The organism is Candidatus Thiodiazotropha sp. LNASS1, from assembly GCF_964212655.1.
Classification (GTDB): Bacteria; Pseudomonadota; Gammaproteobacteria; order Chromatiales; family Chromatiaceae; genus Thiodiazotropha.
The window spans coordinates 1,523,150-1,549,350 of sequence record NZ_OZ156465.1 but is presented as its reverse complement, the minus strand read 5'-3'; the positions used below and the strand labels follow the sequence as shown (position 1 = coordinate 1,549,350).

Genomic DNA, 26,201 nt, shown 5'->3' with positions numbered 1-26,201 from the left:
AAGATACATATTGTACCAAGGTACAATAGGCGAGCTGGTGTTTTTTAACGAAAATTATCCCTGATAGGGTGACCAGGTGTGTCTGCCTGATCCTCATAGCAAACTAAATTGATCTGAATCGTAGAGGCAAAGATGGCTACTCAAGCAACCCAGACAACCGGACAGGTTATTGGTTTCGTTCGCCAGGTAATTGGTGAAGTGAAGGCAACCGGCAGTGATGGCGTTACCAGAATTCTCCAGGTTGGCGACCTTGTCTTTGCCGATGAGCAGATCGCGACAGGTGAGCTCGGGAGTATCGAGATTGTTTTCAATGACGGTGGCAATTTGACCTTGGGCCGTAATTCACAGGGCCTGCTCGATGCCGACGTCTACCAGACAACCACTCCCGAGGATGGATCTGAATATGCAGCGTCAATCGATGCAATTCAACAGGCAATCTTGTTGGGTGAAGACCCAACAGCCATTCAAGAAGCACCGGCTGCCGGTCCTGGTGAATCCCCAACAGGCAACGAAGGATCAAGTTTTGTCACCATTGAACGGACAGGTGCTCAGACAACACCCGAGAGCGGATTTGAAACTGAAGGATTGGCAATCAGTTTTGCCCAATCCGAAGAGTCGTCAACGATTATTAACCTTCTGCCCACCATTGACCTGGATGGTGACGACAATTCACAGGTAGGTGTCGGCTATCTCAGCCACTTTACGGAGAATGGCGATCCTTTGCCCATCGCAGATGCGGATATCCAGGTCTCCAATCCGGATGGCACGATACTGGAAAGTGCGAGAATCGTATTGACGAATGCTCAGTTTGGTGATCAGTTGGATGTTTCAGCGATTACCGGTTTGAATGTTGAGGTGGACAGCAGTGTGCCCGGAGTCATCACTGTATTGTTGAGTGGAACTGCAACACCGCAAGTGTATGCCCAGGCGATACGCGATATTGGGTTTATCAATACCACAGAAAACCCTGACGAAACACCTCGAATTATAGAAGTGACAGTCAATGATGGTGAGTTCGACAGTAACACGGCTGTCACAACTATCACAGTTCAAGCAGTCAATGATCCCCCAGTTGTAGACCTCGATAGTAATGATTCGACTGACAGTGGTTATGATTACCTGACAACCTTCACCGAAGGTGATGCTGCAATCTCGATTGCAGATTTTGATGCTTCAGTATCGGATGTTGATAATGAGACATTACAGAGTGCAACAGTAACACTGACCAATCCCCAATCGGGCGATGTTCTGGCAGTTGGTAATATGCCGGCGGGCCTGTCAGCAGTGATCGATGGCCATACCATCACAATCAGTGGTGAAGCTTCTTTGGCAGACTATCAGAGCGCCATACAAGCTATTACCTTTGAGAATACAAGCCAAAATCCGTCTGCTGAGACTCGTCTGATACAAGTTACGGTAAATGACGGAGAGCTCAATAGTGATATTGCGGTTGCCCGTATTGAAGTCATTGGTGTAAACGATGTTGCGGTAATTGATCTGGATGCTGATGACAGCAGTGCGGCTGGAAGCGGTTATGAAACAACCTTCATTGAGGATGGATCAGCAGTATCGATTGTGGACGAAGATGTCGTTATTACGGATGTCGATGATGCAAATATTGAGAGTGCAACCATAGTATTAACCAATCATCAGTCATTTGATCACTTGATTGTGCGTGGTCTGCCGAATGGCATTACAGCAACAGTTGATGAAATCTCAGTAACATTAACGGGCACAGCAAGTCTTGCGGATTATGAACAAGCCCTTCAAGCAATTCATTTTGTTAATACCAGTGACTATCCACAAACTGTTGATCGTATCATCAACATTACAGTGAATGACGGTGATGGCAATAGCGATACCGCAGTCTCCATAATTCACGTTATCCCCGTTAATGATCCACCCGATGCTGAAAATGACATAGTCGCAACTCAGGAGAATACCCCGGTAGGTATTTTTGTGCTTGGGAATGATTCAGATCCAGAGGGAGATCGGCTCTTAGTTACCGGCAACACGCAGCCATCCAATGGTACTCTGGTCCAAAATTCGAATGGCTCATTTCAATATACACCTAATGTCGGTTTTACTGGGACAGATTCTTTTACATATACAGTCAGTGACGGAAATGGGGGGTTTGATACAGCCACAGTAATGATTGCAGTGGCAGGTGTAAATGATGGGCCTGTTGCCATTGGCGATAGCGCGAGTACAAGTGAGAATACTCCGATCACTATTGATGTACTTACGAACGATTCAGATCCAGAAGGAGATGCGCTGAGCATCACCTCGGTCACCCAAGGGACTAACGGATCAGTCACTATTGATCCGGTTACCGGTAATCCTGTTTATACTCCAGCCCCGGCTTTTACAGGAACCGATACTTTTTCCTACACAATTACAGATGGCAATGGTGGCACTGATACAGCGACGGTGACTGTTACTGTAGGTGGTGTAAACGATGCGCCTGTCGCAATCGACGACGCCGTGGGGACTAACGAGGATACCCCGATCACCGTTGACGTACTGCCGAATGACAGCGACCCGGATGGTGATACTCTGACGGTCACTGCCGTGACTCAGGGCACCAATGGAAGTGTTGCCATCGATCCGGTGAGTGGCAATCCGGTCTATACGCCGAATGCGGACTTTAACGGCACCGATACCTTTACCTACACCATCGACGATGGCAACGGTGGGACTGACACTGCCACTGTGACCGTAACTGTGGGTGCCGTGAATGATGCACCGATTGCCACTGATGATGCGGTGGGTACTAACGAAGACACCCCGGTGACGGTAGATGTCTTGCCAAACGACAGTGATCCAGATGGTGATGCGCTGGCAGTTATCGCCATAACCCAGGGCTCAAATGGTTCGGTTGCCATGGATCCAATCAGTGGTAACCCGGTTTATACACCAAACACGAATTTTATCGGCACGGATACCTTTACCTATACCATCGACGATGGGAATGGTGGAACCGATACCGCGACTGTCACCGTAACTGTGGGTGCGGTGAATGATGCACCAGTCGCTGTGGATGACGTTATAGGTACGGATGAGGATGTTCCTGTTACGGTCAATGTCTTACCGAATGACAGCGATCCAGACGGTGATACCCTGACCGTGACATCGGTCACTCAAGGTACCAATGGTTCCGTCACAATCGATCCGGTATCTGGTAACCCGGTCTACACCCCGAACCCAGACTTCAACGGCACCGATACCTTCACCTACACCATCGACGATGGCAACGGTGGAACTGATACCGCGACCGTCACCGTGACTGTAGGTGCGGTGAATGATGCGCCAGTTGCTGTGGATGACAGCATTGGAACGGATGAGGATGTTCCTGTTACGGTCAATGTCTTACCGAATGACAGTGATCCGGACGGTGACACCCTGACTGTCACTGCTGTGACTCAAGGCACAAACGGTTCCGTAACTATCGATCCGGTATCAGGAAACCCTGTTTATACCCCTGACCCAGATTTCAATGGCACCGACACTTTTACCTACACGATTGATGATGGCAATGGCGGGACCGATACCGCGACCGTCACCGTGACTGTAGGTGCGGTGAATGACGCACCGATCGCCACTGATGATGCGGTCGGTACCAATGAAGACACCCCAGTCACCGTTGATGTGCTGCCGAATGACAGCGATCCAGACGGTGATACCCTGACGGTCACTGCTGTGACCCAAGGTACAAACGGTTCCGTCACAATCGATCCGGTGAGTGGCAATCCGGTCTACACCCCGAATGCGGACTTCAACGGCACCGATACCTTTACCTACACCATCGATGATGGCAACGGTGGCACTGACACTGCCACAGTCACCGTAACTGTGGGTGCCGTTAATGACGCTCCTGTGGCTGTGGATGACACTATTGGAACGGATGAAGATGTTCCAGTCACAGTCAATGTACTGCCGAATGACAGCGACCCAGACGGTGACACTCTGACAGTCACCGCTGTGACTCAGGGCACCAACGGTAGTGTTGCCATTGATCCGGTGAGTGGCAATCCGGTTTATACACCGAATGCGGACTTTAATGGTACCGATACCTTCACCTACACCATTGATGATGGCAATGGCGGGACTGATACCGCGACCGTCACCGTAACTGTGGGTGCAGTCAATGACGCTCCTGTGGCTGTGGATGACAGCATTGGAACGGATGAAGATGTTCCAGTCACGGTCAATGTACTGCCGAATGACAGCGATCCAGACGGTGATACCCTGACCGTGACAGCGGTCACTCAAGGTACCAATGGCTCGGTTGCCATCGATCCTGTTTCAGGTAACCCGGTCTATACCCCGGATGCGGACTTTAATGGCACCGACACTTTTACCTACACGATTGATGATGGCAATGGCGGGACCGATACCGCGACCGTCACCGTGACTGTAGGTGCGGTGAATGACGCACCGATCGCCACTGATGATGCGGTCGGTACCAATGAAGACACCCCAGTCACCGTTGATGTGCTGCCGAATGACAGCGATCCAGACGGTGATACCCTGACGGTCACCGCGGTCACTCAAGGTACAAACGGTTCCGTCACAATCGATCCGGTGAGTGGCAATCCGGTCTACACCCCGAATGCGGACTTCAACGGCACCGACACTTTTACCTACACGATTGATGACGGCAATGGTGGTACCGATACCGCGACCGTTACAGTGACTGTAGGTGCGGTGAATGACGCACCGATCGCTACCGATGATGCGGTCGGCACTAACGAAGACATCCCGGTCACCGTTGATGTACTGCCGAATGACAGTGATCCGGATGGTGATACCCTGACCGTGACTGCTGTGACCCAGGGCACCAACGGTAGTGTTGCGATTGATCCGGTGAGTGGTAACCCGGTTTATACGCCGAATGCAGACTTCAACGGCACCGATACTTTTACCTACACCATCGACGATGGCAATGGCGGGACCGATACCGCCACTGTCACCGTAACTGTAGGTGCGGTGAATGATGCACCGATCGCCACCGACGATACGGTAGGCACCAACGAAGATACGCCTGTCACGGTAGATGTCTTACCAAACGACAGCGATCCGGACGGCGACACCCTGACGGTCACTGCTGTGACTCAAGGCACAAACGGTTCCGTAACTATCGATCCGGTATCAGGAAACCCTGTTTATACCCCTGACCCAGATTTCAATGGCACCGACACTTTTACCTACACGATTGATGATGGCAATGGCGGGACCGATACCGCGACCGTCACCGTGACTGTAGGTGCCGTGAATGACGCCCCTGTGGCTGTGGATGACGCTATAGATACGGATGAGGATGTTTCTGTTACGGTCGATGTCTTACCGAATGACAGCGATCCGGACGGTGACACCCTCACTGTTACTGCTGTGACTCAGGGCACCAACGGTAGTGTTGCGATTGATCCAGTGAGTGGCAACCCGGTTTATACGCCGAATGCAGATTTCAACGGCACCGATACCTTTACCTACACCATCGACGATGGCAACGGTGGGACCGATACCGCGACCGTCACCGTGACTGTGGCTGCGGTGAACGATGCACCGATCGCCACCGATGATGCCGTCGGTACCAATGAAGACACCCCAGTCACCGTTGATGTATTGCCGAATGATAGCGATCCGGACGGTGACACCCTCACTGTTACTGCTGTGACTCAAGGAACCAATGGCACAGTTGCCATCGATCCGGTATCAGGTAACCCTGTTTACACGCCGAATGCAGATTTCAACGGCACCGATACCTTTACCTACACCATCGACGATGGCAACGGTGGGACCGATACTGCGACCGTTACAGTGACAGTGGGTGCCGTGAACGATGCACCGATCGCTACCGATGATGCAGTCGGCACTAACGAAGATACCCCGGTGACGGTGGATGTGTTGCCCAATGACAGCGATCCGGACGGTGACACCCTGACGGTCACTGCTGTGACCCAAGGTACAAACGGTTCCGTCACAATCGATCCGGTGAGTGGCAATCCGGTCTACACCCCGAATGCGGACTTCAACGGTACCGATACCTTTACCTACACGATTGATGACGGCAATGGTGGCACTGACACTGCCACAGTCACCGTAACTGTGGGTGCCGTGAATGACGCCCCTGTGGCTGTGGATGACGCTATAGATACGGATGAGGATGTTTCTGTCACTGTCGATGTCTTACCGAATGACAGCGATCCAGATGGCGATACGCTGACCGTGACAGCGGTAACTCAAGGTACCAATGGTTCCGTCACAATCGATCCGGTATCAGGCAATCCTGTTTACACGCCGAACCCAGACTTCAACGGCACCGATACCTTCACCTACACCATCGAAGATGGCAACGGTGGAACTGATACCGCGACCGTCACCGTGACTGTAGGTGCGGTGAATGATGCGCCAGTTGCTGTGGATGACAGCATTGGAACGGATGAAGATGTTCCAGTCACGGTCAATGTACTGCCCAATGACAGCGACCCAGACGGTGATACCCTGACGGTCACTGCTGTGACCCAAGGGACAAACGGTTCTGTTACTATCGATCCGGTATCAGGTAACCCGGTCTACACCCCGAATCCAGATTTCAATGGCACCGACACTTTTACCTACACGATTGATGACGGCAATGGTGGGACCGATACTGCCACTGTCACCGTAACAGTTGGGGCCGTGAATGATGCACCGGTCGCCACCGACGATACGGTAGGCACCAACGAAGATACACCTGTTACGGTGGATGTACTGCCGAATGACAGCGATCCGGACGGTGACACCCTGACGGTCACTACTGTGACTCAGGGCACCAATGGCTCGGTTGCCATCGATCCGGTATCAGGTAACCCGGTCTATACCCCAAATGCGGACTTCAACGGCACCGATACCTTCACCTACACCATCGACGATGGCAACGGTGGAACCGATACCGCGACCGTTACCGTGACTGTAGGTGCGGTGAATGATGCGCCAGTTGCTGTGGATGACAGCATTGGAACGGATGAAGATGTTCCAGTCACGGTCAATGTACTGCCCAATGACAGTGATCCAGATGGCGATACGCTGACCGTGACAGCGGTCACTCAAGGTACCAATGGCTCGGTTGCCATCGATCCGGTATCAGGCAATCCTGTTTACACACCGAACCCAGACTTCAACGGCACCGACACTTTTACCTACACCATCGACGATGGCAATGGCGGCACTGACACTGCCACAGTCACCGTAACTGTGGGTGCCGTGAATGACGCACCGATCGCTACCGACGATGCGGTAGGCACCAACGAAGATACACCTGTTACAGTGGATGTCTTGCCGAATGACAGCGATCCAGACGGTGATACCCTGACGGTCACTGCTGTGACTCAGGGCACCAATGGCTCGGTTGCCATTGATCCGGTGAGTGGCAACCCGGTCTATACGCCGGATGCTGACTTTAATGGCACGGATAACTTCACCTACACCATCGATGATGGCAATGGCGGCACTGATACCGCCACTGTGACCGTAACAGTGGGTGCCGTGAATGACGCGCCGATCGCTACCGATGATGCGGTCGGCACTAACGAAGACACCCCAGTGACGGTGGATGTCTTACCAAACGACAGTGACCCAGACGGTGACACTCTGACAGTCATTGCCGTGACTCAGGGCACCAACGGTAGTGTTACGATTGACCCTGTTTCAGGTAACCCGGTCTATACCCCGAATGCGGACTTCAACGGTACCGATACCTTCACCTATACCATCGACGATGGCAATGGCGGGACCGATACCGCGACCGTCACCGTGACTGTAGGTGCCGTGAATGACGCCCCTGTGGCTGTGGATGACGCTATAGATACGGATGAGGATGTTTCTGTCACTGTCGATGTTTTACCGAACGACAGCGATCCGGATGGCGACAGCCTGACCGTGACAGCGGTAACTCAAGGTACCAATGGTTCCGTCACAATCGATTCGGTATCAGGTAACCCTGTTTACACGCCGGACCCAGACTTCAATGGCACCGACACCTTCACCTACACCATCGACGATGGTAACGGTGGCACTGATACCGCCACGGTGACGGTCACTGTTAATGAAGTGAATGATCTGCCTGAAATAACTCCTGCAACAGCTGCAGTTTCAGAAGAGGGTCTGGTTTACGGTATGCCTGATAACACAGGCACACCAACTGATACAACAGATAGTGTCACTGATAGCGGTAGTATGTCTATAAGTGATCCTGAAGGAGATACCTTGACCGTATCATTGGCAGAGCCTGGAGTCATTATGACATCTTATGGTCAGCCCATAACCTGGACGGGTGACGGGACTGATATGCTCATAGGTTCTGCTGTTGGTTCAGAAGTTTTACGCATATCCATAGATCAGGCTGGAAATTATACTGTTACATTATCCGATAGGGTGGATCACCCGGTTGTCGGCCAGGAAGATGTTATTTCTTTCGTTGTGGATGTTACTGTAGATGATGGTACGGATAGTGTGTCTGCACCACTTACTATTCAGCTTGAAGATGATGCTCCAAAAGCAGGTAATATTTCCGCCAATATGTATATCGGAGTTGACTCACTGGGAATACAGAATCTCGCTGCTGGTTGGACCAATCCTGTGTTCATCAATGGCACGGGAGATGTAACCGAGCAAGATACGGATACAGACGGATTTATTGACAATCTGTTATGGGGCAGTGTCCCAAGTGGTGGATCTCAATCAGGATATAGTTTGGTAGACAACCCAGTATATACTGGGGGTGGTGAAAGTGTGCTGATTGGGGAATCGTTCAAGCTAGCGGATTTTTCGCATAATAACTGGCCTATATATAGCAACTCATCCACACTGGATCAGGTCACTCTCACCATTGAAATGGATGTGGTGGTTAATGGTATCCCGACTACAGTACAGTTCGATGTCTTGATGGATCATAATGAGACACCAAATAACGGTGCCGATCCAAGAGATATCATAACGCTGCCCGCTCAAGCGGTGACGATTTCCATTGGCGGTCAGGAGTATGAGGTCAGAGTTGATGGATTCATGGATACCAATGGTCAGATCGTATCCACAATTCGAACAGACGAACAGGCAGTGAACCCGTTTGAGATCATGGGTAGTATCGTTTCCACTGACCCTCTTCCTGTGGTTACCGGAAGCGTGTCAAACATAACAGGTGGTGATGGATCTACATCCAATGTCATCTGGGGTGACACATCAAGCCCATATGGCAATCTGACGGTTAACTCCAGTGGTATCTATTCATTCCAATTGAACCGAGAGACCAAAGATGATTTGGCTCCCGGAGAAACGATTACTGAATCGTTCAGCTATTCGATTACGGATGAGGATGGCGATGTTTCCAGTGCGACGCTGACCATAACTGTCGGCGGTTACCAAAGTATCGATGGATCGGCTCTCGCTGATATCCTGAGGGGTACTGCTGCAGATGAGTATCTATCTGGATATGAAGGGAATGATACCTTGCGAGGTCGTGGCGGTGATGATGTTCTTGACGGTGGGTCCGGGAGTGACCAATTACGCGGCGGCAGTGGAAATGACACGCTGATCTTCGATTCTGCAGATAGTCTCATCACTGGGAATGCCGGTTTCGACACACTCATTGCACCTGATAACAATGACCTTGACTTCAGTAGCATATCCAATATCAGAAACATTGAGAGGATAGATCTCACAGTAGGTAATCACGACATCATGAATCTGAGTGTATCTGATGTGTTGACAATGACTGACAATGATAATTTGCTGGAGATTCTGGGTGATACCTCTGACAGTGTGGAACTGACGAGCGATTGGCACGAGTCCGGAAATACAGTCACCCAAAATGGTCACACCTTTACCGAGTATCTCAATACGGATGATAGCGTGACCCTGTTGATAGAAGATCAGGTGAATGTGACGATTGTTTGACTCGTCGCAGCTGAATCGAATGTATACAGTTAAGGGCCCCAAGCGGGCCCTTTTTTTGTGGTGAGGGTAGTAGGGTGTGCAATTCAAAATTCACATAGTTTTACAGCGGGCAGCTTGATAATTGATATTCGTGTATGTAGATTGTGTATATTATTGTAACTAATTGTATTTAAATAAAAAATGCTTCATAGTAAGCTAATTCGCGCAGACAAGGTTTGGTATTTGACGGTCGAATGGGATTGATTGTTGAAGAAGGACGGTAGCGAAACCGGCACTATGCTTCACGCAATGGAAATACTCTTAATCTAGCGTTTAAGTTAGCTGCTAATATGCCGATATTGAATGCTGACTGGTTCACAATAATTAAAAGTGATTGTAAATTTAACGTATATATGGTTGGCAACTTGTTAGTGAAGTCTAGTATTACAGCTCTGTTTTTTATTCTTTTTAGTCCTGCATATGCTTTGGATCTGCGTACAGCGGTGGAGCATGCAATCATAACCAATCCTGAAGTGCTGGTTGAGTCCAACCAGCATCTATCCCGTCTTGAAGAATTGGATCAAGCAAAATCTGGCTATATGCCGTCTATCGACTTGAACGCAGCAGCGGGGTATGAGCGGACAGACAATAATACGACCCGGGCCAGCGGTGATGACTATCGCTCTCTGACTCGTAAAGAAGCCAGTTTGACGCTGAATCAGATGTTGTTTGACGGATTTGCCACTCAAAGTGAGGTAGATCGTCAGAATGCCAGGGTTGAAGCACAGCAAAGAGTGCTTGAGAGCGCCAGTGAAAAACTTGGACTTAAAGCTGTAGATACCTATATACAAGTACTTCTGCATCGGGATCTCATGGCGCTTTCATCGGAAAATCTGCAGGCCCATGCAAGAATCTACGATCAGGTGGAGCTTAGAAGCAATTCCGGTGTTGGCAGAACCTCTGACCTGGCACAGATTACAGGCCGACGTGCTTCTGCCTCGGCAAATATGTTATCGGACGAAGTGAATCTCAAAGACGCAGAGACAAACTTTCTACGCGTGGTGGGGTTGCTGCCGAAAGCTCTCAAACCCATAGCTGCAGTGAATGAGATTCTGCCGCAAACTCAGGATGCTGCCATACAGCTTGCACTTGAAAATCATCCGACATTGAAATCAGCAAATGCTGATGTGACTGCTGCTGTGGCTCAGTACAAGGCATCCAAAAGTGCTCACTATCCGCGCCTGGATCTAGAACTCGGGGCAAGGTACGGTGATGACCTGGATGGCGTGGAAGGGCGTGATGACGATGTCACGGCAATGCTTCGGATGCGTTACAATCTGTTTGCCGGCGGTAAGGATCGGGCGCGTAACAGGCAAAATGCCCATTTGGTCAACGAAGCAAAAGAGATCCGCAACAACACCTATCGCCAGGTTGTGGAAAGTGTCCGGTTGTCGTGGTCAGCCTATGATGTCACTCAAAAGCAACTGGTGTTTCAACAGGAACATGTGCTTGCCAGTGAAAAGACCCGTGATGCCTATGCCTGGCAGTTTAACCTCGGTAAACGCTCATTGCTCGATTTGCTGGACTCTGAGAATGAGTTGTATGAGGCAAAAAGAGAAAAAGCCAAGACCTGGTACGATCACATATTCTCCCAATATCGCCTGATTGTAGGTATCAATAAATTGAAGGCACATCTCGGCATAACCTTACCAGAGACCGCAGAAGATGGTGAAAAGCTCCACCAGGCTTATAGTGATGTGGCCAATAAAAGCACTGTTTCGGATGAAGTGGCTCCGTTGAAATCAGTCCTGGAACAACCGGTTTCACTACCATAACCAAAAAAGCTCTGAATAAGTCATGGACGGTTGCCTCGCAGCTGAAAAAAGCCACCTCTATTTTATCGGCCATGGTAAACGGCCGACATTCATATGCAATTGACACCTTGATCAAGGAAAAATCGTTCACATTTTGACTCGATCAGATTTGCTCTGAGCTTCCTTGATTCATCTATTCATTTCTCAGCATTGTAAGTTTGGGCTTTCAACCGAATCACTTCCCCACTGCGGTTTGGAATGGACTGCTTTACTCCTGGGGATACGCGATTTTTCGTAATCACTCGTTGTAGGATTGTTGAATTCCTGTACAAACCCTTTTGAATCCATCTGCTAGGATAGAGCGTAGATCAAAAAAAACGCATATTGTTTAGCAAGGTACAAGCCCATGAATCCCCGTAAACTGATCGTCCTGCTCATAGTGGCACTGCTGGTGTTCGCCTTTTTTCTGTTCGATCTGGACAAGGTCCTGACGCTCGACTATCTGAAATCCCAACGAGATGGGATCATCTCGTGGAAGGATTCACACCCATTACTGGCCACGGTGGTTTTCTTTATCGTTTATGTGGCGGTCACTGCGCTGTCACTTCCCGGTGCGGCTGTCATGACTTTGGCAATAGGTGCGGTTTTCGGCTTGTTGTGGGGCTTGGTATTGGTTTCATTTGCCTCCACTATCGGTGCCACACTTGCTTTTCTGATTGCCCGTTTTCTGCTTAAGGATACGGTGCAGAATCGTTATGGTGACCGTTTAAAGGCGATCAATGAGGGCATGCGGAAGGATGGCGCCTTCTATCTCTTCACCCTGAGGTTGGTACCGATTTTTCCTTTTTTCGTGATCAATCTGTTGATGGGTTTGACGCCTATCCGTACCTGGACCTTCTATTGGGTCAGCCAGGTCGGTATGTTGGCTGGAACAGTGGTCTATGTAAATGCGGGTACACAGCTCGCCACTCTCGATTCAGCATCCGGAATTCTCTCACCGGCTTTGATCGGATCCTTTGTATTGCTGGGGCTCTTTCCGTTACTGGCAAAAAAGTTAGTCACACTGTTAAAACAACGCAAGGCTTTGAAAGATTGGGAACGACCGGATGCATTTGATCAAAACCTGGTGGTGATCGGGGGCGGTTCCGCGGGACTGGTCTCGGCATATATTGCCGCGGCTGTGAAATCGCAGGTGACGCTGATCGAAAAACATAAGATGGGGGGTGACTGCCTGAATACAGGTTGCGTGCCTTCCAAGGCACTGATCCGTAGCGCGCGCATCCTGAGCCAGAGTCGCAGGGCTCAGGAGTGGGGCTTTGATGCCATTGATGTCAAGTACAACTTCAGTAACATCATGGAACGGGTGCAAAGAGTCGTCAAGGAGGTTGAGCCTCACGACTCCGTGGAACGCTATACGGGGCTCGGAGTGGAGGTCATCGAGGGTGAGGCGCGTATCACATCACCCTACAGCGTGGAGGTCAACGGCATAGAAATTCGAACCCCTCATATCATTGTTGCCACAGGTGCCGGCCCCTTCGTGCCGCCGATAACCGGCATTGATCAATTCGATTACCTTACTTCGGACAATCTTTGGCAATTGCGCGAACTTCCTGAAAGACTGCTGGTATTGGGTGGCGGTCCGATAGGATGTGAGTTGTCTCAGGCCTTTGCCCGATTCGGCAGCAGAGTCACCATTGTCGAAATGATGCCCAGGTTGATGATACGAGAGGATGACGATGTTGTGGACCTGGTGACGCAACAATTCAAGGAGGAAGGCATCAACCTGCTGGTTGGGCACAAGGCGGTGGAATTCGTCAAAGAGGAGGGTGAAAATCTGCTGATCTGTGAACACAATGACAAACAGAAAAAAGTGCCGTTCGATCAGGTGCTGGTTGCCGTTGGCCGGAAACCCAACACCAGCGGATTCGGCCTTGAGGAGTTGAATGTGGCACTCAACCCGAATGGTACCATTGAGACCGATGAGTACCTCCAGACATCCATTCCAACTATCTATGCCTGTGGCGATGTGGCGGGTCCATACCAGTTCACCCATACCGCCGGCCATCAGGCTTGGTACGCGGCGGTGAACAGCCTGTTTGGGATATTTCGTCGCTTTAAGGTGGACTACTCGGTGATCCCGTTTGCGACCTTTACCGATCCGGAGGTGGCGCGGGTGGGGCTCAATGAACAAGAGGCGAATCAGGAGGGTATCGAGTACGAGGTAACGAAATTCGATCTTTCCGAATTGGATCGGGCGATTGCGGAAGGTGAGACCCACGGTATGGTGAAGGTACTGACGCCACCCGGTAAGGACCGGGTGCTTGGGGCAACTATCGTGGGCGAGAATGCAGGTGAATTGATCGGAGAATTCACTGCAGCCATGAAGCACGGCTTTGGCTTGAACAAGATACTCGGCACGATTCATATCTACCCGACGCTGTTCGAGGCCAACAAATATGCCGCCGGAGCCTGGAAACGCGCCCATAAGCCGGAAAAGGTTTTGTCATGGGTGGAGCAATACCATGCCTGGCGAAGGGGCTAATGGGGGATTGCTCGAACCACTCAGCTTAAGGGAAAAATTATGATATTCTGATGCTGAAATAGATGAATTGCGAAGGGTGAGTAGCATGCAGTTGCGCCACATCATCACAGTATTTTGCATATTGCCTCTTGCGGTATTTGCCGATACCTCATCGTGGCAAGGTCAACTACAGGATGGCAGCCATATTTCCATCGATTCGGATACCAATAAGGTGTCCCGTACCGCAGGGGGAGAGACCACCCCACTATGGGATGGAGTACACAAACTCGACAACGGGGCAGTAATCATTGTACGCGATGGTGTTGTCGTCAAAGACCGAGTCATTATCGATGCTCAGCGGGAACAGGAGCGAGATCGCCTGAATGCTGCATGCATGCAGCTGGTGAAAAAAGTTTGCGGTATGCACAATGAGTGCGATTCCAGTCCCGCATGCGATCCCGCACGCCAACTGTTTGCGATGGAGCGTAGTGAGCTGAGCAGCAGTTGGTCAGGCGTTATTCTTGAAAGCTCCACACACTGCCTTGAAGCATTGGGAAATGAGACCTTTTTTCAGGCCTGCGATAGACGTTCGCCCGGGCATGAGACACCCTGTGAAAAACTGCGAAACAGGGTATGTGGTGGTGATAATCAATGCGCATCAAGAGAGGCCTGTAATGCAGCGAGCCAGCTGATCTCAATGGAGCAGCAGGACATGCACAGTGTTCCAGGCGGATTCACCTATGCGAGCGCGCAATGTCGTGATGCATTGGTCGATGACTCTGACTACTTCAGTGCCTGTGAATAGTCAGAGATTTTGCTGTTGACAGGCAATTGGGCGTGAAAAACCCTAGCGGCGAATCAGCCATAAAATGAGAGTGATCAGTGCGCTTACCAGCAGCATGCTGGTTAAGGGGAGGTGAAAACGAAAGTTTTCCCGCTCCACCACAATATCACCCGGTAATCGTCCAAAAGGGATTTTATCGATCCATGGCCAAAGCAGACCCAACAAGAGTGCGGTTATCGCCAATCCAAACAGGAACTTTTGCATAGCCACTCACCGATCCTTCGCTCGTTTTATTCCAGAAATCCAACATCTTGTAGCCACATAAGGTGTCGGTTAGTTTGACAGGTCTGATCAAAATCGGATTGTATTTCAATCAATAAGATAGCGAAATTTTGTTGAATATTAACGAATCTACGATTTTTTTAATGGCATCACCGTCGATTTTCTTTACAAAGCACTTAGAAAATTTTCAGCAATTTCGTATAAGCAAGCAATAAATCAAAGGGTTACTATGTTGGCAGTTTTATTGCATATATTTTAGTAAGAGGTTAATCGCGGAGTAGCGGCATGTTGAAACTACGAGAACAGCTGAATACATGGCCTGAAGATCCTGCATGGCCTGATCCATTTGATAGTGATCCCTACGATATCGGGTTTTGAGCACGCTTGGACCTATTTTGATGTCATCCGATCACTTGAAACCGGACTTCCCTCATGGCATGACGAGCAACTTGGTGTGCCGGTCGTTAATGCTAAGCGTCAAAAACGGCTAACGATTCAGACGAGACCAATCCTTCCACCTGATTTCTCCGATATTCCGGCGGGTTACCGCTTCCGATTAAAACTGTCGGATGCACTGTTACCTGTTTCTAAAAAAAAACCCGGCAGGGGATGCCGGGTAGGAAAGATCACTTGAGGGAGAAGTGATATGATTAATGGATAAACAGGCCACCATTGACAGGCAGATTGGCGCCAGTTATATAGGTACTCGAGTCGTCTGCCAGGAAGGCCACGGCATGAGCAATCTCCTCTGGCTGCCCCATGCGCCGCATGGGTATACCACTGATTATGGCGTCGCGAACGTCATCCCGCATTGCTGCGGTCATCGCGGTTTCGATATAGCCTGGTGAAATTGTATTGATCGTCACACCCTTTGCTGCACCTTCGTAGGCCAGTGCCATGGTAAAACCATGCATACCCGCCTTGGCTGCAGAGTAGTTGGCTTGACCGAATTGTCCCCTCTGACCGTTCACCGAAGAGATATTGATGACCCGGCCGAATCCACGTTCGATCATGCCGTTCCAGACTGGACTGGTAACATAGAAGGCACTGCTCAAATTGGTATCGATGACTGCATCCCACTGCTCAGAGGTCATCTTTTTCATGGTCGAATCCCGGGTGATACCGGCACAGTTGACCAGGATATCCACCGAACCGTATTTTTCGACAATCTCACTCATCAAAGCGGACCCGCCCTCAGAGGTGGAAACATCTCCAGCAATAACATCAACTTCCGCGCCCTGATCCTTCTGTTTCTCTACCCAGCTATCCACCTGGTCCACTTCCGATGGATGGCAGGTGGCGACGACTTTTGCCCCTTCCCGGGCGAGACGTAAACAGATCGCGGTACCGATACCGCCCATACCACCAGTGACTACAGCGAGTTTATCTTTACAGCTCATTCTTATACTTCCTCAATGTCTGGTAGCCTAAATCTCTAGAGTGACCAGTTAGCGTTATTAAACTAATTGACCGCTCTGGCAAAAAATACCCAATTCAATCTGATTAAGCCGTTCTTCCTGCAACATTATCCCTGTAGTCGAATCAGGTGCCTGCATGCTTCATCACCGATCAAGCTACAGATTCAGGTTAATGAAAAACCGGCGGCAGGGCCGCCGGTTATCGATAGGTCAATCAAGCAATGGCGCGATTAAGCGGCCTTCTCAGCGACTTTGCTGATCTTTTCGTTTGCGGTTGCCAGGTTGCTCTCATACCAGCCGCGGACCTCTTCGCCGGTCTTCTGGCTCAGCTCGACAGCCTCGCGGGTCTTGCTCATCAGGTCTTCACCCAGTTTACGGGAAAGATCCATCTGACCACGGACGACCTCTTGGTAGTCTTTGGCTTCGGAAACAAGCTTCAGTTGTTCCATGCTGGTGTTCATGAGGGTGTTCAGGGTGTTCATCTGAGCTTCCATAACCTGATTCCAAGCCTTCAGGCTGATGTCGCTCAGTTGACGGAAACTCTCGTAACCGGCAGTGTTGAAATCACTAATCATCTCGATGTTCTCTTTCGCTTTAGCCATGATATACGCTCCTGTTGGTTGTGCATTGCAGCATTGTTGCAGTGCAGCATAGTCCACTGGAAAGCGGCTGTCAAGAGAAATTTGTGCACCGCACAAATTTTCTGTTTTTCATGCGATTTCTTGGGTATGCTTATGAGGATCTTGATTAATACTATTAATATCAAGAAGTTATGGTGTGATTTAAGGGGGGGATACTAGGAATCTTCTTTTTTTGTGTTGGGAAAACCTGCGGCTGTCAAAAAATCTTTCTGCAAATCGGTCCACATTTTCATATTGCTCTGGGCCAGATTTGTCATCGCAGTAAACGGGTCTTCGCCCAGATTCTTTTTTAGCTGCTCCTGCTGCGCTGTAAAGAGCCCAAGGCTCTGCTCCAAATAGTTGCCGAAAATCCCTTGCAGGGTGCCGCCATAGAAACGGATGATCTGGGAAAGCATGTTGGCGGTGAATAGGGGCTGACCGCCAGATTCCGTCTCCAGGATTATCTGTAGCAGGATATTGCGTGTTATGTCCTCCTCGGAGGTGGAATCCACGACTTTGATCGATTCACCGCTGATGATCAGTTGGCGGAGCTGCGTCAATGTGATGTATTTGCTTTGTTCAGTATCGTACAACCGACGGTTGGGATATTTCTTTATGATGCGCTCAGACATGACCCTGCAACTGTTCCTGGATATCGTTGACGACCAGTTTACCTCAAACAAGGCACTGAGAATATTAAATGAGGTACTGAAAGTGTGGAAATCAGCGGCAAATCCACTTTTTCAGGCTATCGGGACTGGGGTGCCGGAACTGATGATGGGGTGGGCATGGTCCCGCCATACCCAACCCATCTGCAGGTAAAAACCGCTTTTTTCAGCAGTAACCAGCATTTTCAGGCTTGCTTCAGACTTTTTCGACCGCCATGGCGACACCCTGGCCGCCCCCGATACATAAGGTTGCGAGGCCTTTCTGGGAGCCGCTGCGTTTCATCTCATGCAACAGGGTGACCAACACACGGCAGCCGGATGCCCCAATCGGGTGTCCCAAGGCAATGGCACCTCCGTGGACGTTCACCTTCGAGCTATCCCAGCCCATCTCCTGATTTACACACATGGCCTGGGCCGCAAAGGCTTCGTTTGCCTCGATCCTATCAAGGTCATCGACCTTCCACCCTGCCTTGTCCAGACACTTGGTAGAGGCGGGAATGGGGCCGGTGCCCATGATTGAGGGATCAACACCGGCCGATGCAAAGGCGACGACCCGTACCATCGGTGTGAGCCCCAGCGCTTTTGCCTTGGACTCGGTCATCACCATGACAGCAGCAGCCCCATCGTTGATTCCCGAGGCGTTACCTGCAGTGACGCTTCCTTCCTTGGAAAAGGCAGGGCGCAGTTTGCCGAGGGACTCGGCCGTTGTGCCCGGACGCGGAAACTCATCACGATCAAAGACGATGGGATCCCCTCGTCGTTGTGGGATTTCGATAGGAATGATCTCATCAGCGAATACACGCTCATTCAGTGCCGCCTCCGCCTTCTGTTGCGATGCGGCGGCAAAGGCATCCTGATCTTCACGGCTGAGATTGAATTTACCTGCGATATTCTCGGCTGTGGTGCCCATGTGATAGTTATTGAATGCATCCCAAAGGCCATCGACGATCATGCTGTCGATCATTTTCCAATCGCCCATTTTACTGCCATTGCGTGAATTGGGCAGTAGATGCGGCGCCATGCTCATGTTTTCCTGACCCCCGGCAATGACGATTTCGGCATCACCGCAAGCCACGGCCTGCATAGCTAAATGTACAGCTTTTAGGCCGCTGCCACAGACTTTATTGATGGTCAGGGATGATGTTTCAACGGGTAATCCGGCTGCAATGGCCGCCTGACGGGCGGGATTCTGTCCGGTTCCTGCGGTCAGGACCTGGCCAAGAATCACTTCATCTACCTGTTCCGGCCCGACACCGGTACGCTCTAGCAGGCCCTTGATGATAGATGCTCCCAGCTGATGGCCAGGAATACCAGCCAGGCTGCCACCAAACGAACCGATGGCGCTTCGGGCTGCGCCGACGATGACGATATTCTCACTCACGTTGGGTAATCCTCATGTTTTATGTTTATTGAATGGTCCGTCATAACGCTCAAAACGGACACCGAATGGCGTTTCACATCAGCTTTCTGGGTATCTGAATGCTGAATGCTGCCTAAGTTGTAGCAAAAAATGTTGCAGCGCACAAATTTTATTGCTAGCTTATTTAGGCATGAGTGTTGAGTTTAGGTTTTTTTATGTCTGGGATGGCCGTTCGGCTATCTGGATTCAACCGGGCCTTACTTCGACACATTCAATCAATGATATTAATCGACACTGCGTCGCAAACACGGGACTAGACCATGAGTGAATCTGCATTCTGGAACGAGGACTGGATGAAGACCCAGCAGAAATACTGGGAAACCTGGACCGATATGAGCCGTCAGGCAATGGGCATGAAGCAGCCGGCAAAATCGCCTCTGGAGAGCGCCATGGAGCATTGGTGGCAGGGCCTGTCACCCGGGGCTAATGATATGACCCGTGATTTCATGAGCAAGATGATGGAACAGACCCAAAGTTATTTCCGAATGGCAGAGGGCTATTACAAGAATGCCGGTCAGAGTAATGACTGGATGGATGCGGCCAATCGTACGGTCGCCGACCTGCAGAAGCTGTTTAGCGGAAACATGGATGGCATTTTCGGGAATACCGAGTCTGCGGGTGACGATGCGCTGCATAAGATGATGGCGTTCTGGGAAATGCCGATGGACAACTGGCAGCGCATGATCTCCTCACTGTCACTGATGCCCGGTGACCTACTGCGCAATATGCCTCATACGGGTGATCTGGACCGCTTTCTCAGCGCTCCCGGTCTCGGCTACACCCGTGAAGAGGAGAGACAGTATAAGCAACTGACACAGCGAGTGGTTGAATACCAGCGTTGCCTGGGTGAGTACATGGGATTCTTTTCCAACCTGGGCCTGCTTTCGGCCAATAGATTGAAAGAGAAGATCGAGGCGTTGATCGATGAAGGCAATCAGGTGGATAGCGCGCGTGGACTCTATGATCTCTGGGTTGGAAGCAGTGAGGAGGTCTATGGTGAACAGGTGATGACGCCTGAATACGCCAAGATTCACGGTCGCCTGGTCAACAGCCTGATGGCGCTGAAGCATAAGCTTGGACAGCTGGTGGATGAGGCACTGGGTGGTATGAATATGCCAACCCGCAGAGAGCTGCGAACCCTGCAGGACAGACTCCAGGAATCACGCCGTGAAAGTAAGGCAATGCATGCCGAGATCGAACTGTTGAAAGAGCAGATGCTCGAACTGCGTAGTCGTGCCTCTGACAAGCAACAAACGCGTGCGGCGCCGGCCAAGAGGAGCTCCACGCCGAAGAAAAAGGCTGTTGCGAAAAAGAAGGCGGCTGCCAAGAAAAGCTAGGCTGACTGCAGTGACATGCGTTAGTGGATTCACCCGTGTGAAATGAACAAATGGCCTGTTTGCTGAAATGCTGTAGCGAGCAGATCTAGGACTTGAGGAGATTAGACGTGCAACCATTTAACATACGCCCCGATCAGCTGGCCGAAGAGATGTATGACTACAGCCGCAAGCTGGGTAAAGGGGTCGAGAATCTTTTGAATTCCGAGAAGATCGATACGGGTGTTACACCCAAAGTAGAGGTCTACCGGGAAGATAAATTACGGCTCTATCGCTATGAGTCGCCCGCCGATGTAGTACAGAGCTCCGTACCGACATTGATTGTCTATGCATTGGTTAACCGCCCCTATATGACGGATATTCAGGAGAATCGTTCGACCGTGCGCAATCTCCTTGCGGCGGGACAGGATGTCTACCTGATAGATTGGGGATATCCCGATGAGGCGGATCGGGCGATGACCATGGATGACTATATCAACGGTTATTTGGACCGCTGTGTGGATGTGATCCGCAAGCGCCATAAACTCGATAAGATCAATATTCTGGGGATCTGTCAGGGTGGCGCTTTCAGCCTCTGTTACACCTCACTGCATCCAGACAAAGTCAAAAATCTGATCACCATGGTCACACCGGTCGATTTTCAGACCCCTGACAATATGCTCTCCGCGTGGGTTCAGGAAATGGATGTGGATCTTTTGATCGACACCCTGGGCAATGTGCCGGGTGAACTCCTGAACTGGACTTTTCTCTCACTCAAGCCTTTCAGCCTCACCGGTCAGAAATATCTGAGTATGGTGGATGTGTTGGAGGACGAGGATAAGCTGAAGAACTTCCTGCGCATGGAGAAATGGATCTTCGACAGCCCGGATCAGGCGGGCGAGACTTTCAGGCAATTCGTGAAGGATTTTTATCAGAAGAACGGTTTTCTTGAGGGCGGTGTGACAATCGGTGACCGCCCGATAGATTTGAAGAATGTTACCTGTCCCGTACTCAATATCTATGCCGAACAGGACCACCTGGTGCCGCCCGATTCCTCCCGTGCACTGCGCAACCTGACCGGCAGCAAGGACTACACCGAGCTCTCCTTCCCGGGTGGCCACATCGGTATCTATGTCAGTGGAAAGGCGCAAAAGCAGGTGCCGCCGGCAATCGGCAAGTGGCTGGATGAGCGTTCCTGACAGTCGCAACAGTATGATCCTCCGCCGGTAGTCTCTACCGGTTTCTTAGGGGTGCCGCCAGGCACCCCTTTTTTTTGCATGACAGTGAATGTGTGAAGTGTGCTTGGTTCAGCGGGACGCATCATTCGTTGCTATTGAAAACTATCACCACTCAAAGCGACATAAACACCTATGAGATGTAGATCATTTTAAGCTGGAGTAGTGATAATATAAATGGATGAATCAGCGGATGTTGACTTGGTATCGCGTCATGCGGCTGATAATTTAATCGTGAGAGATATATTGTCTGTTTGCTTGACAACCTTGTTTTTCACAAGCTGAAATCAGGATTTTGCAAGAATCTACATCTTAGGGGAAGCGACGGTATATGGAAAAAGAGAGAGAGTATTCATCGGAAATATCCAAGTGGCTGCAGGATTTCATGCGCCAGGATTCCTCCAGCGGAATCCTTCTGATATTCGCCGCTATCTTGGCGATGATACTCGAGAACTCGCCTTTGAGTTGGTTCTATGATGCGTTACTGGATACACCGGTTGAGATTCGCATCGGTGAGCTGCAACTTGCAAAACCGCTGTTGTTATGGATCAACGACGGTTTGATGGCCGTATTCTTCATGTTGATCGGACTCGAAGTGAAGCGCGAGTTTCTTGAAGGTGAACTCTCCCGTCTCGATCAGATCATTCTACCCGGATTGGGTGCTATCGGCGGCATGCTGGTCCCGGCTGCTATCTATTTCTGGCTGAATCAGAGTGATCCGGTAGCGTTGAATGGCTGGGCAATACCCGCAGCTACGGATATAGCCTTCGCTCTTGGAATCATATCTCTATTGGGGAAACGTGTACCTGTCTCACTTCGGGTCTTTTTAATGGCGCTGGCGATTTTTGATGACCTGGGTGCAATTATCATCATCGCTATTTTTTACACTGCAGACCTCTCGCTTGCCAGTCTGATTATCGCCGTGGCGGCGATCGTCGTCCTCTTTGTCCTGAATATGCTGCATGTGACCCGGGTCTCAGCCTATGTGATGGTCGGTGTGATTCTCTGGGTGGCGGTATTGAAATCGGGTGTACATGCCACCCTGGCCGGTGTGATTCTCGGACTCATGATTCCTATCAAAGATCCCAAAAACAGCGATCGCTCACCTCTCCGTGAGGTGGAGCATGGGCTGCATCAATGGGTGGCAATATTGATTGTACCCCTGTTTGCATTTGCCAATGCAGGTGTTTCTTTGTCAGGTTTGACCTTTGATGCTCTGTTGGAACCCATACCCTTGGGCATTGCGGCAGGACTCTTTGTTGGCAAGCAGATTGGTATCATGCTGTTTTGCGGTGTTGCCATCGTGCTTGGCTTTGCCAAACTGCCGAACGGGGCCAGCTGGTCGGGTTTTTATGCCACCACAATTTTGTGCGGAATCGGTTTCACCATGAGCCTCTTTATCGCTTCGCTGGCATTTGAACAGGGTGGAACAAGCAGCATTATCATGGGTGACCGGCTCGGCATATTGCTCGGTTCCGGTCTCTCGGCGGTCATCGGTTATCTGATATTGAAAATATTCAATCCGTCAAACCGCGAAGCCTCTTCATAGAGTGATCAACCCTGATTTCGCTCTATCTATCCTTCACCGGGTTGGGCAGCGATATAGTTCAGGGTCTCTTTGTCAAAACTATGAGGCTGTATATCACAGAGATTGAAGATTCTCTCGCCACTGCAGATATTCCCTTTCAATAGCATGCGAATCTGGTCGCGACTGATTGGAAACCATGGAAATCTATCGAGTGCTGTTGCCGCCAAGGTGGGTGCAAAAGCAGGTACTGGCAACATAAGTTTCCTTCTTCCGAGGGTGTCGGCAATGATGGTCAGTATCTCTTTCCAGGTCAGGTTCTGTGGACCTCCCAGGGTATAGATATCGCTGAAAGTCTCAGGCTTATCTAGGCATGACACAAAGCACTCGGCGACATCCTCGACATGCACTGGAGACAGCTGAAAACCGCCGGGATTGGACGGTAGCAGGCCTTCATAAAAAAGTGGCGCGGGCAGGGGAGAGTCTATGATGTCCCGCTTCAGCATAGTGACGAATTCCAATTTTCCGTAAGGATTCCCGAAGATTACGGAAGGACGAAAAACAGTCCAATCAAGACCGCTGCCGGGAAGATGCTTTTCCGCTGCCAATTTTGTCTTCTGATAGGGTGTCAATCCGAGTTCGACGCCATTGGCGCTCATCAGTATAAAACGTTTCACCTGCTGATCGTTCGCCAGCTCGGCTGTCTTGACAACCCACTCATATTGGAGCTTTTCGAATGTTATTCCCTTCGAGGGATTTTCTCTGAGAATCCCGATATTGTAGATTACGGCATCAACCCCGGTGAGCAGACGACGGAGTGTCTTGTTGTCCTCGATGTCACCGCGTACCCACTCAAAAGGCTGAGTTTGCTTGGAAAAATGTGGCGAGCCCTCTCTGACCAACAGCCTGGGCATATGACCATGTTGCAGTAATTTCTCTGTCAGGTAGTGTCCGACAAAACCAGTGCCGCCCAGTAGTGCAACCTTCATGATGCCGCTCCCTGATTTTTTCGGCTGTGTGATCTATTCATTTTAATAGAGATTTGTTCATGCAGTGTAAATTATTATGAAGTGGACAAACAACACCCGAGGCAAATAACTCGAATCGATGAGAGGGATCACGTATGATCTGTTTTTACAGGCAGTGAAGTATATATAGTTTGTAGCAATCCACTGCATAAAAATGCTGTCTGATATGCCGTAAATTAATTAAGGTAATTGATCTGATTTCGATCTCTGATTGAACCTAGAGAGCTGCCATCATGTTCACTCGGTATTCACAGCTGCCATTTGCAGTGGGTGTATTCTCGCTCAGTCGGGCAATCTGCCAGGCCAGGGTAGATCAACCCGCACCGGGCTTCAGTTTGTCCGATCAGAGTGGAAAATTGCATGGCCTGGATGATTATCGCGGACGCTGGTTGGTACTCTATTTCTACCCTAAAGATGATACACCCGGCTGCAGCAAGGAGGCCTGTGCATTTCAAGATGAGTTGGCCCGGTTGAATCAAATGGGTGTCGCTTTACTGGGGATCAGTACGGATGGCGTGGCAAGCCATTTGCGGTTTTCAGATAAATTCAATATCGCTTTCCCTCTGCTGTCGGACGACACAGGAGAAGTTGCTGCCAGCTATGGCGCACTCTTTAAACTGGGACCAGTAAAACTGGCCAAGCGTCATACGGTAATTATTGATCCAACCGGTTGTATCGCCAAAATATTCCGTAAGGTTGATCCAAAAGTTCATAGTGACGAGGTAACCCAAGCCTTGGCCTCGTTAATATGAGCGTTTGATGGTGAAGTTGCATTACACCCTGTCAGCGAAAAGGGATCTGCTTGGCCCGCAAGCTCTCTTGCAGGCCCGTAAAAGCCTGCCCTAAATCGCCCCTGCCGCGAATACCGAGTTCAACGTATCCATTTTCACCGAGTACTGGAAGGCTGAAGAGTTTGATTCCGGGAAAACGCTCGTTGAAACACTTCATAATGTCAACAAGCGCACTCTCAGGTGTGTCGAGGACTTGCAGTGAGCGTTCATTCAGTGTGAGATTTGTTGCGGGATAGTATTCATCCAATATCCACTCGGCCATTGGCCAGGCCATCTGCGGAAACCCAGGTAAAAAATAGTGCTGATTGAGAGAAAAGCCCGGGATCTGGTTGTAGGGATTGGGGATGAGCTTTGCACCGTGCGGTAGATTCGCCATCTGTATGCGGTTTGGACGGGCTTCCATTCCATAGCGCTCCTCAATCAACGCGACTGCCTCAGGGTGAAGTGCCAGTGGGACATCGGCAGCTGCGGCGGCACAGGCCCGGGTCAGATCATCCGGCGTGGCACCGATACCACCACAGACGAATACAGGATCAGCCTGGGCCATGGAAAAACTCAAATGATCGATCAGGCTGGTTTCCTCATCCGGCAGCAACCAGCATCGGCTTAAGCGCAGACCTTTATGCTCTAGCAGTTGCTTGAAATGAGCGAGATGACTGTCCTCTCTACTACCAATAAGTATTTCATCTCCGATAATAACAAGACCAAATGTGTCATTCATGGTGTCGTTCCCTACCTGGAGGCTGTCTGGCTGAATACTAAATTGCAAAAGCAGTGGACCGAGTCAAGAAGCATCAATCAATAACCGGTGGTTACAGCGCATTTTTTTATTGATTTTAGTTTATTAGTCGCTGTTTTGAACCGACACCC

16 protein-coding genes are annotated in these 26,201 nt (G+C 50.3%); 9 read left to right on the top strand and 7 right to left on the bottom strand.

The genetic code is table 11. The annotated features are described in order from the left end of the window. Nucleotides 1-132: 132 nt before the first annotated feature. The 4 genes from AB8516_RS06670 (at nt 133) to AB8516_RS06655 (ending at nt 15,052) form a co-directional block, all read left to right on the top strand. Nucleotides 133-9,933 carry a retention module-containing protein gene (locus AB8516_RS06670; protein ID WP_369159236.1) on the top strand — a complete coding sequence of 3,267 codons (9,801 nt, stop codon included), beginning with the start codon at nt 133-135 and terminating at the stop codon, nt 9,931-9,933. Nucleotides 9,934-10,262: 329 nt separating this feature from the next. After that, a complete protein-coding gene (locus AB8516_RS06665) occupies nt 10,263-11,747 on the top strand; it encodes a TolC family outer membrane protein (protein WP_369159234.1) in 1,485 nt (494 codons plus the stop codon). Nucleotides 11,748-12,132: 385 nt separating this feature from the next. Beyond that, complete coding sequence (gene lpdA / locus AB8516_RS06660; RefSeq protein WP_369159232.1) at nt 12,133-14,268, top strand: dihydrolipoyl dehydrogenase; 2,136 nt, start codon at nt 12,133-12,135, stop codon at nt 14,266-14,268. An 85-nt stretch (nt 14,269-14,353) separates the two neighbouring features. Next, the gene (locus AB8516_RS06655) at nt 14,354-15,052 is read left to right on the top strand and encodes a hypothetical protein (RefSeq protein WP_369159230.1); all 699 of its coding nucleotides are present in this window, start codon (nt 14,354-14,356) and stop codon (nt 15,050-15,052) included. A 42-nt stretch (nt 15,053-15,094) separates the two neighbouring features. Here AB8516_RS06655 and AB8516_RS06650 read toward each other — a convergent pair whose 3' ends face one another. The 4 genes from AB8516_RS06650 to phaR form a co-directional block, all read right to left on the bottom strand. Beyond that, nucleotides 15,095-15,295 (bottom strand): DUF2905 domain-containing protein, encoded by a 201-nt coding sequence (locus AB8516_RS06650; RefSeq protein WP_108295327.1) that lies wholly within the window; start codon nt 15,293-15,295, stop codon nt 15,095-15,097. Between the two features lie 668 nt (nt 15,296-15,963). Further along, nucleotides 15,964-16,713, bottom strand: a complete 750-nt coding sequence (gene phbB / locus AB8516_RS06645; RefSeq protein ID WP_069127487.1) for an acetoacetyl-CoA reductase — start codon at nt 16,711-16,713, stop codon at nt 15,964-15,966. A gap of 248 nt (nt 16,714-16,961) precedes the next feature. Beyond that, the gene (locus AB8516_RS06640) at nt 16,962-17,333 is read right to left on the bottom strand and encodes a phasin family protein (RefSeq protein WP_369159228.1); all 372 of its coding nucleotides are present in this window, start codon (nt 17,331-17,333) and stop codon (nt 16,962-16,964) included. 194 nt (nt 17,334-17,527) lie between these two features. Next, nucleotides 17,528-17,983, bottom strand: coding sequence for a polyhydroxyalkanoate synthesis repressor PhaR (phaR, locus tag AB8516_RS06635; protein ID WP_108295325.1), 456 nt, complete (start codon nt 17,981-17,983; stop codon nt 17,528-17,530). Here phaR and AB8516_RS06630 point away from each other — a divergent pair. Further along, nucleotides 17,967-18,173: a hypothetical protein gene (locus tag AB8516_RS06630; RefSeq protein ID WP_369159225.1), complete on the top strand. Its 207-nt coding sequence runs from the start codon at nt 17,967-17,969 to the stop codon at nt 18,171-18,173. The two genes, phaR and AB8516_RS06630, sit on opposite strands and share 17 nt — an antisense overlap. Nucleotides 18,174-18,215: 42 nt before the next feature. On the opposite strand, the gene AB8516_RS06625 is transcribed toward AB8516_RS06630, so the two are convergent. Then, entirely contained in the window at nt 18,216-19,400 is a 1,185-nt protein-coding gene (locus AB8516_RS06625; RefSeq protein WP_108295323.1) for an acetyl-CoA C-acetyltransferase, read from the bottom strand. Nucleotides 19,401-19,699: 299 nt separating this feature from the next. Between AB8516_RS06625 and phaE the strand changes: the two genes are divergently transcribed. From phaE to nhaA, 3 genes are all read left to right on the top strand, one after another. After that, nucleotides 19,700-20,776 (top strand): class III poly(R)-hydroxyalkanoic acid synthase subunit PhaE, encoded by a 1,077-nt coding sequence (phaE, locus tag AB8516_RS06620; protein WP_369159222.1) that lies wholly within the window; start codon nt 19,700-19,702, stop codon nt 20,774-20,776. Nucleotides 20,777-20,883: 107 nt separating this feature from the next. Then, the gene (locus tag AB8516_RS06615) at nt 20,884-21,951 is read left to right on the top strand and encodes a class III poly(R)-hydroxyalkanoic acid synthase subunit PhaC (RefSeq protein WP_108295321.1); all 1,068 of its coding nucleotides are present in this window, start codon (nt 20,884-20,886) and stop codon (nt 21,949-21,951) included. 367 nt (nt 21,952-22,318) lie between these two features. After that, a complete protein-coding gene (gene nhaA / locus AB8516_RS06610; RefSeq protein ID WP_369159220.1) occupies nt 22,319-23,536 on the top strand; it encodes a Na+/H+ antiporter NhaA in 1,218 nt (405 codons plus the stop codon). Nucleotides 23,537-23,562: 26 nt separating this feature from the next. On the opposite strand, the gene AB8516_RS06605 is transcribed toward nhaA, so the two are convergent. Continuing rightward, nucleotides 23,563-24,501 carry an NAD(P)H-binding protein gene (locus tag AB8516_RS06605; protein WP_369159218.1) on the bottom strand — a complete coding sequence of 313 codons (939 nt, stop codon included), beginning with the start codon at nt 24,499-24,501 and terminating at the stop codon, nt 23,563-23,565. A gap of 272 nt (nt 24,502-24,773) precedes the next feature. Between AB8516_RS06605 and AB8516_RS06600 the strand changes: the two genes are divergently transcribed. Continuing rightward, complete coding sequence (locus tag AB8516_RS06600) at nt 24,774-25,292, top strand: peroxiredoxin (protein WP_369159216.1); 519 nt, start codon at nt 24,774-24,776, stop codon at nt 25,290-25,292. A gap of 31 nt (nt 25,293-25,323) precedes the next feature. On the opposite strand, the gene AB8516_RS06595 is transcribed toward AB8516_RS06600, so the two are convergent. After that, nucleotides 25,324-26,052, bottom strand: coding sequence for a competence/damage-inducible protein A (locus AB8516_RS06595; protein WP_369159214.1), 729 nt, complete (start codon nt 26,050-26,052; stop codon nt 25,324-25,326). Nucleotides 26,053-26,201 lie beyond the last annotated feature (149 nt).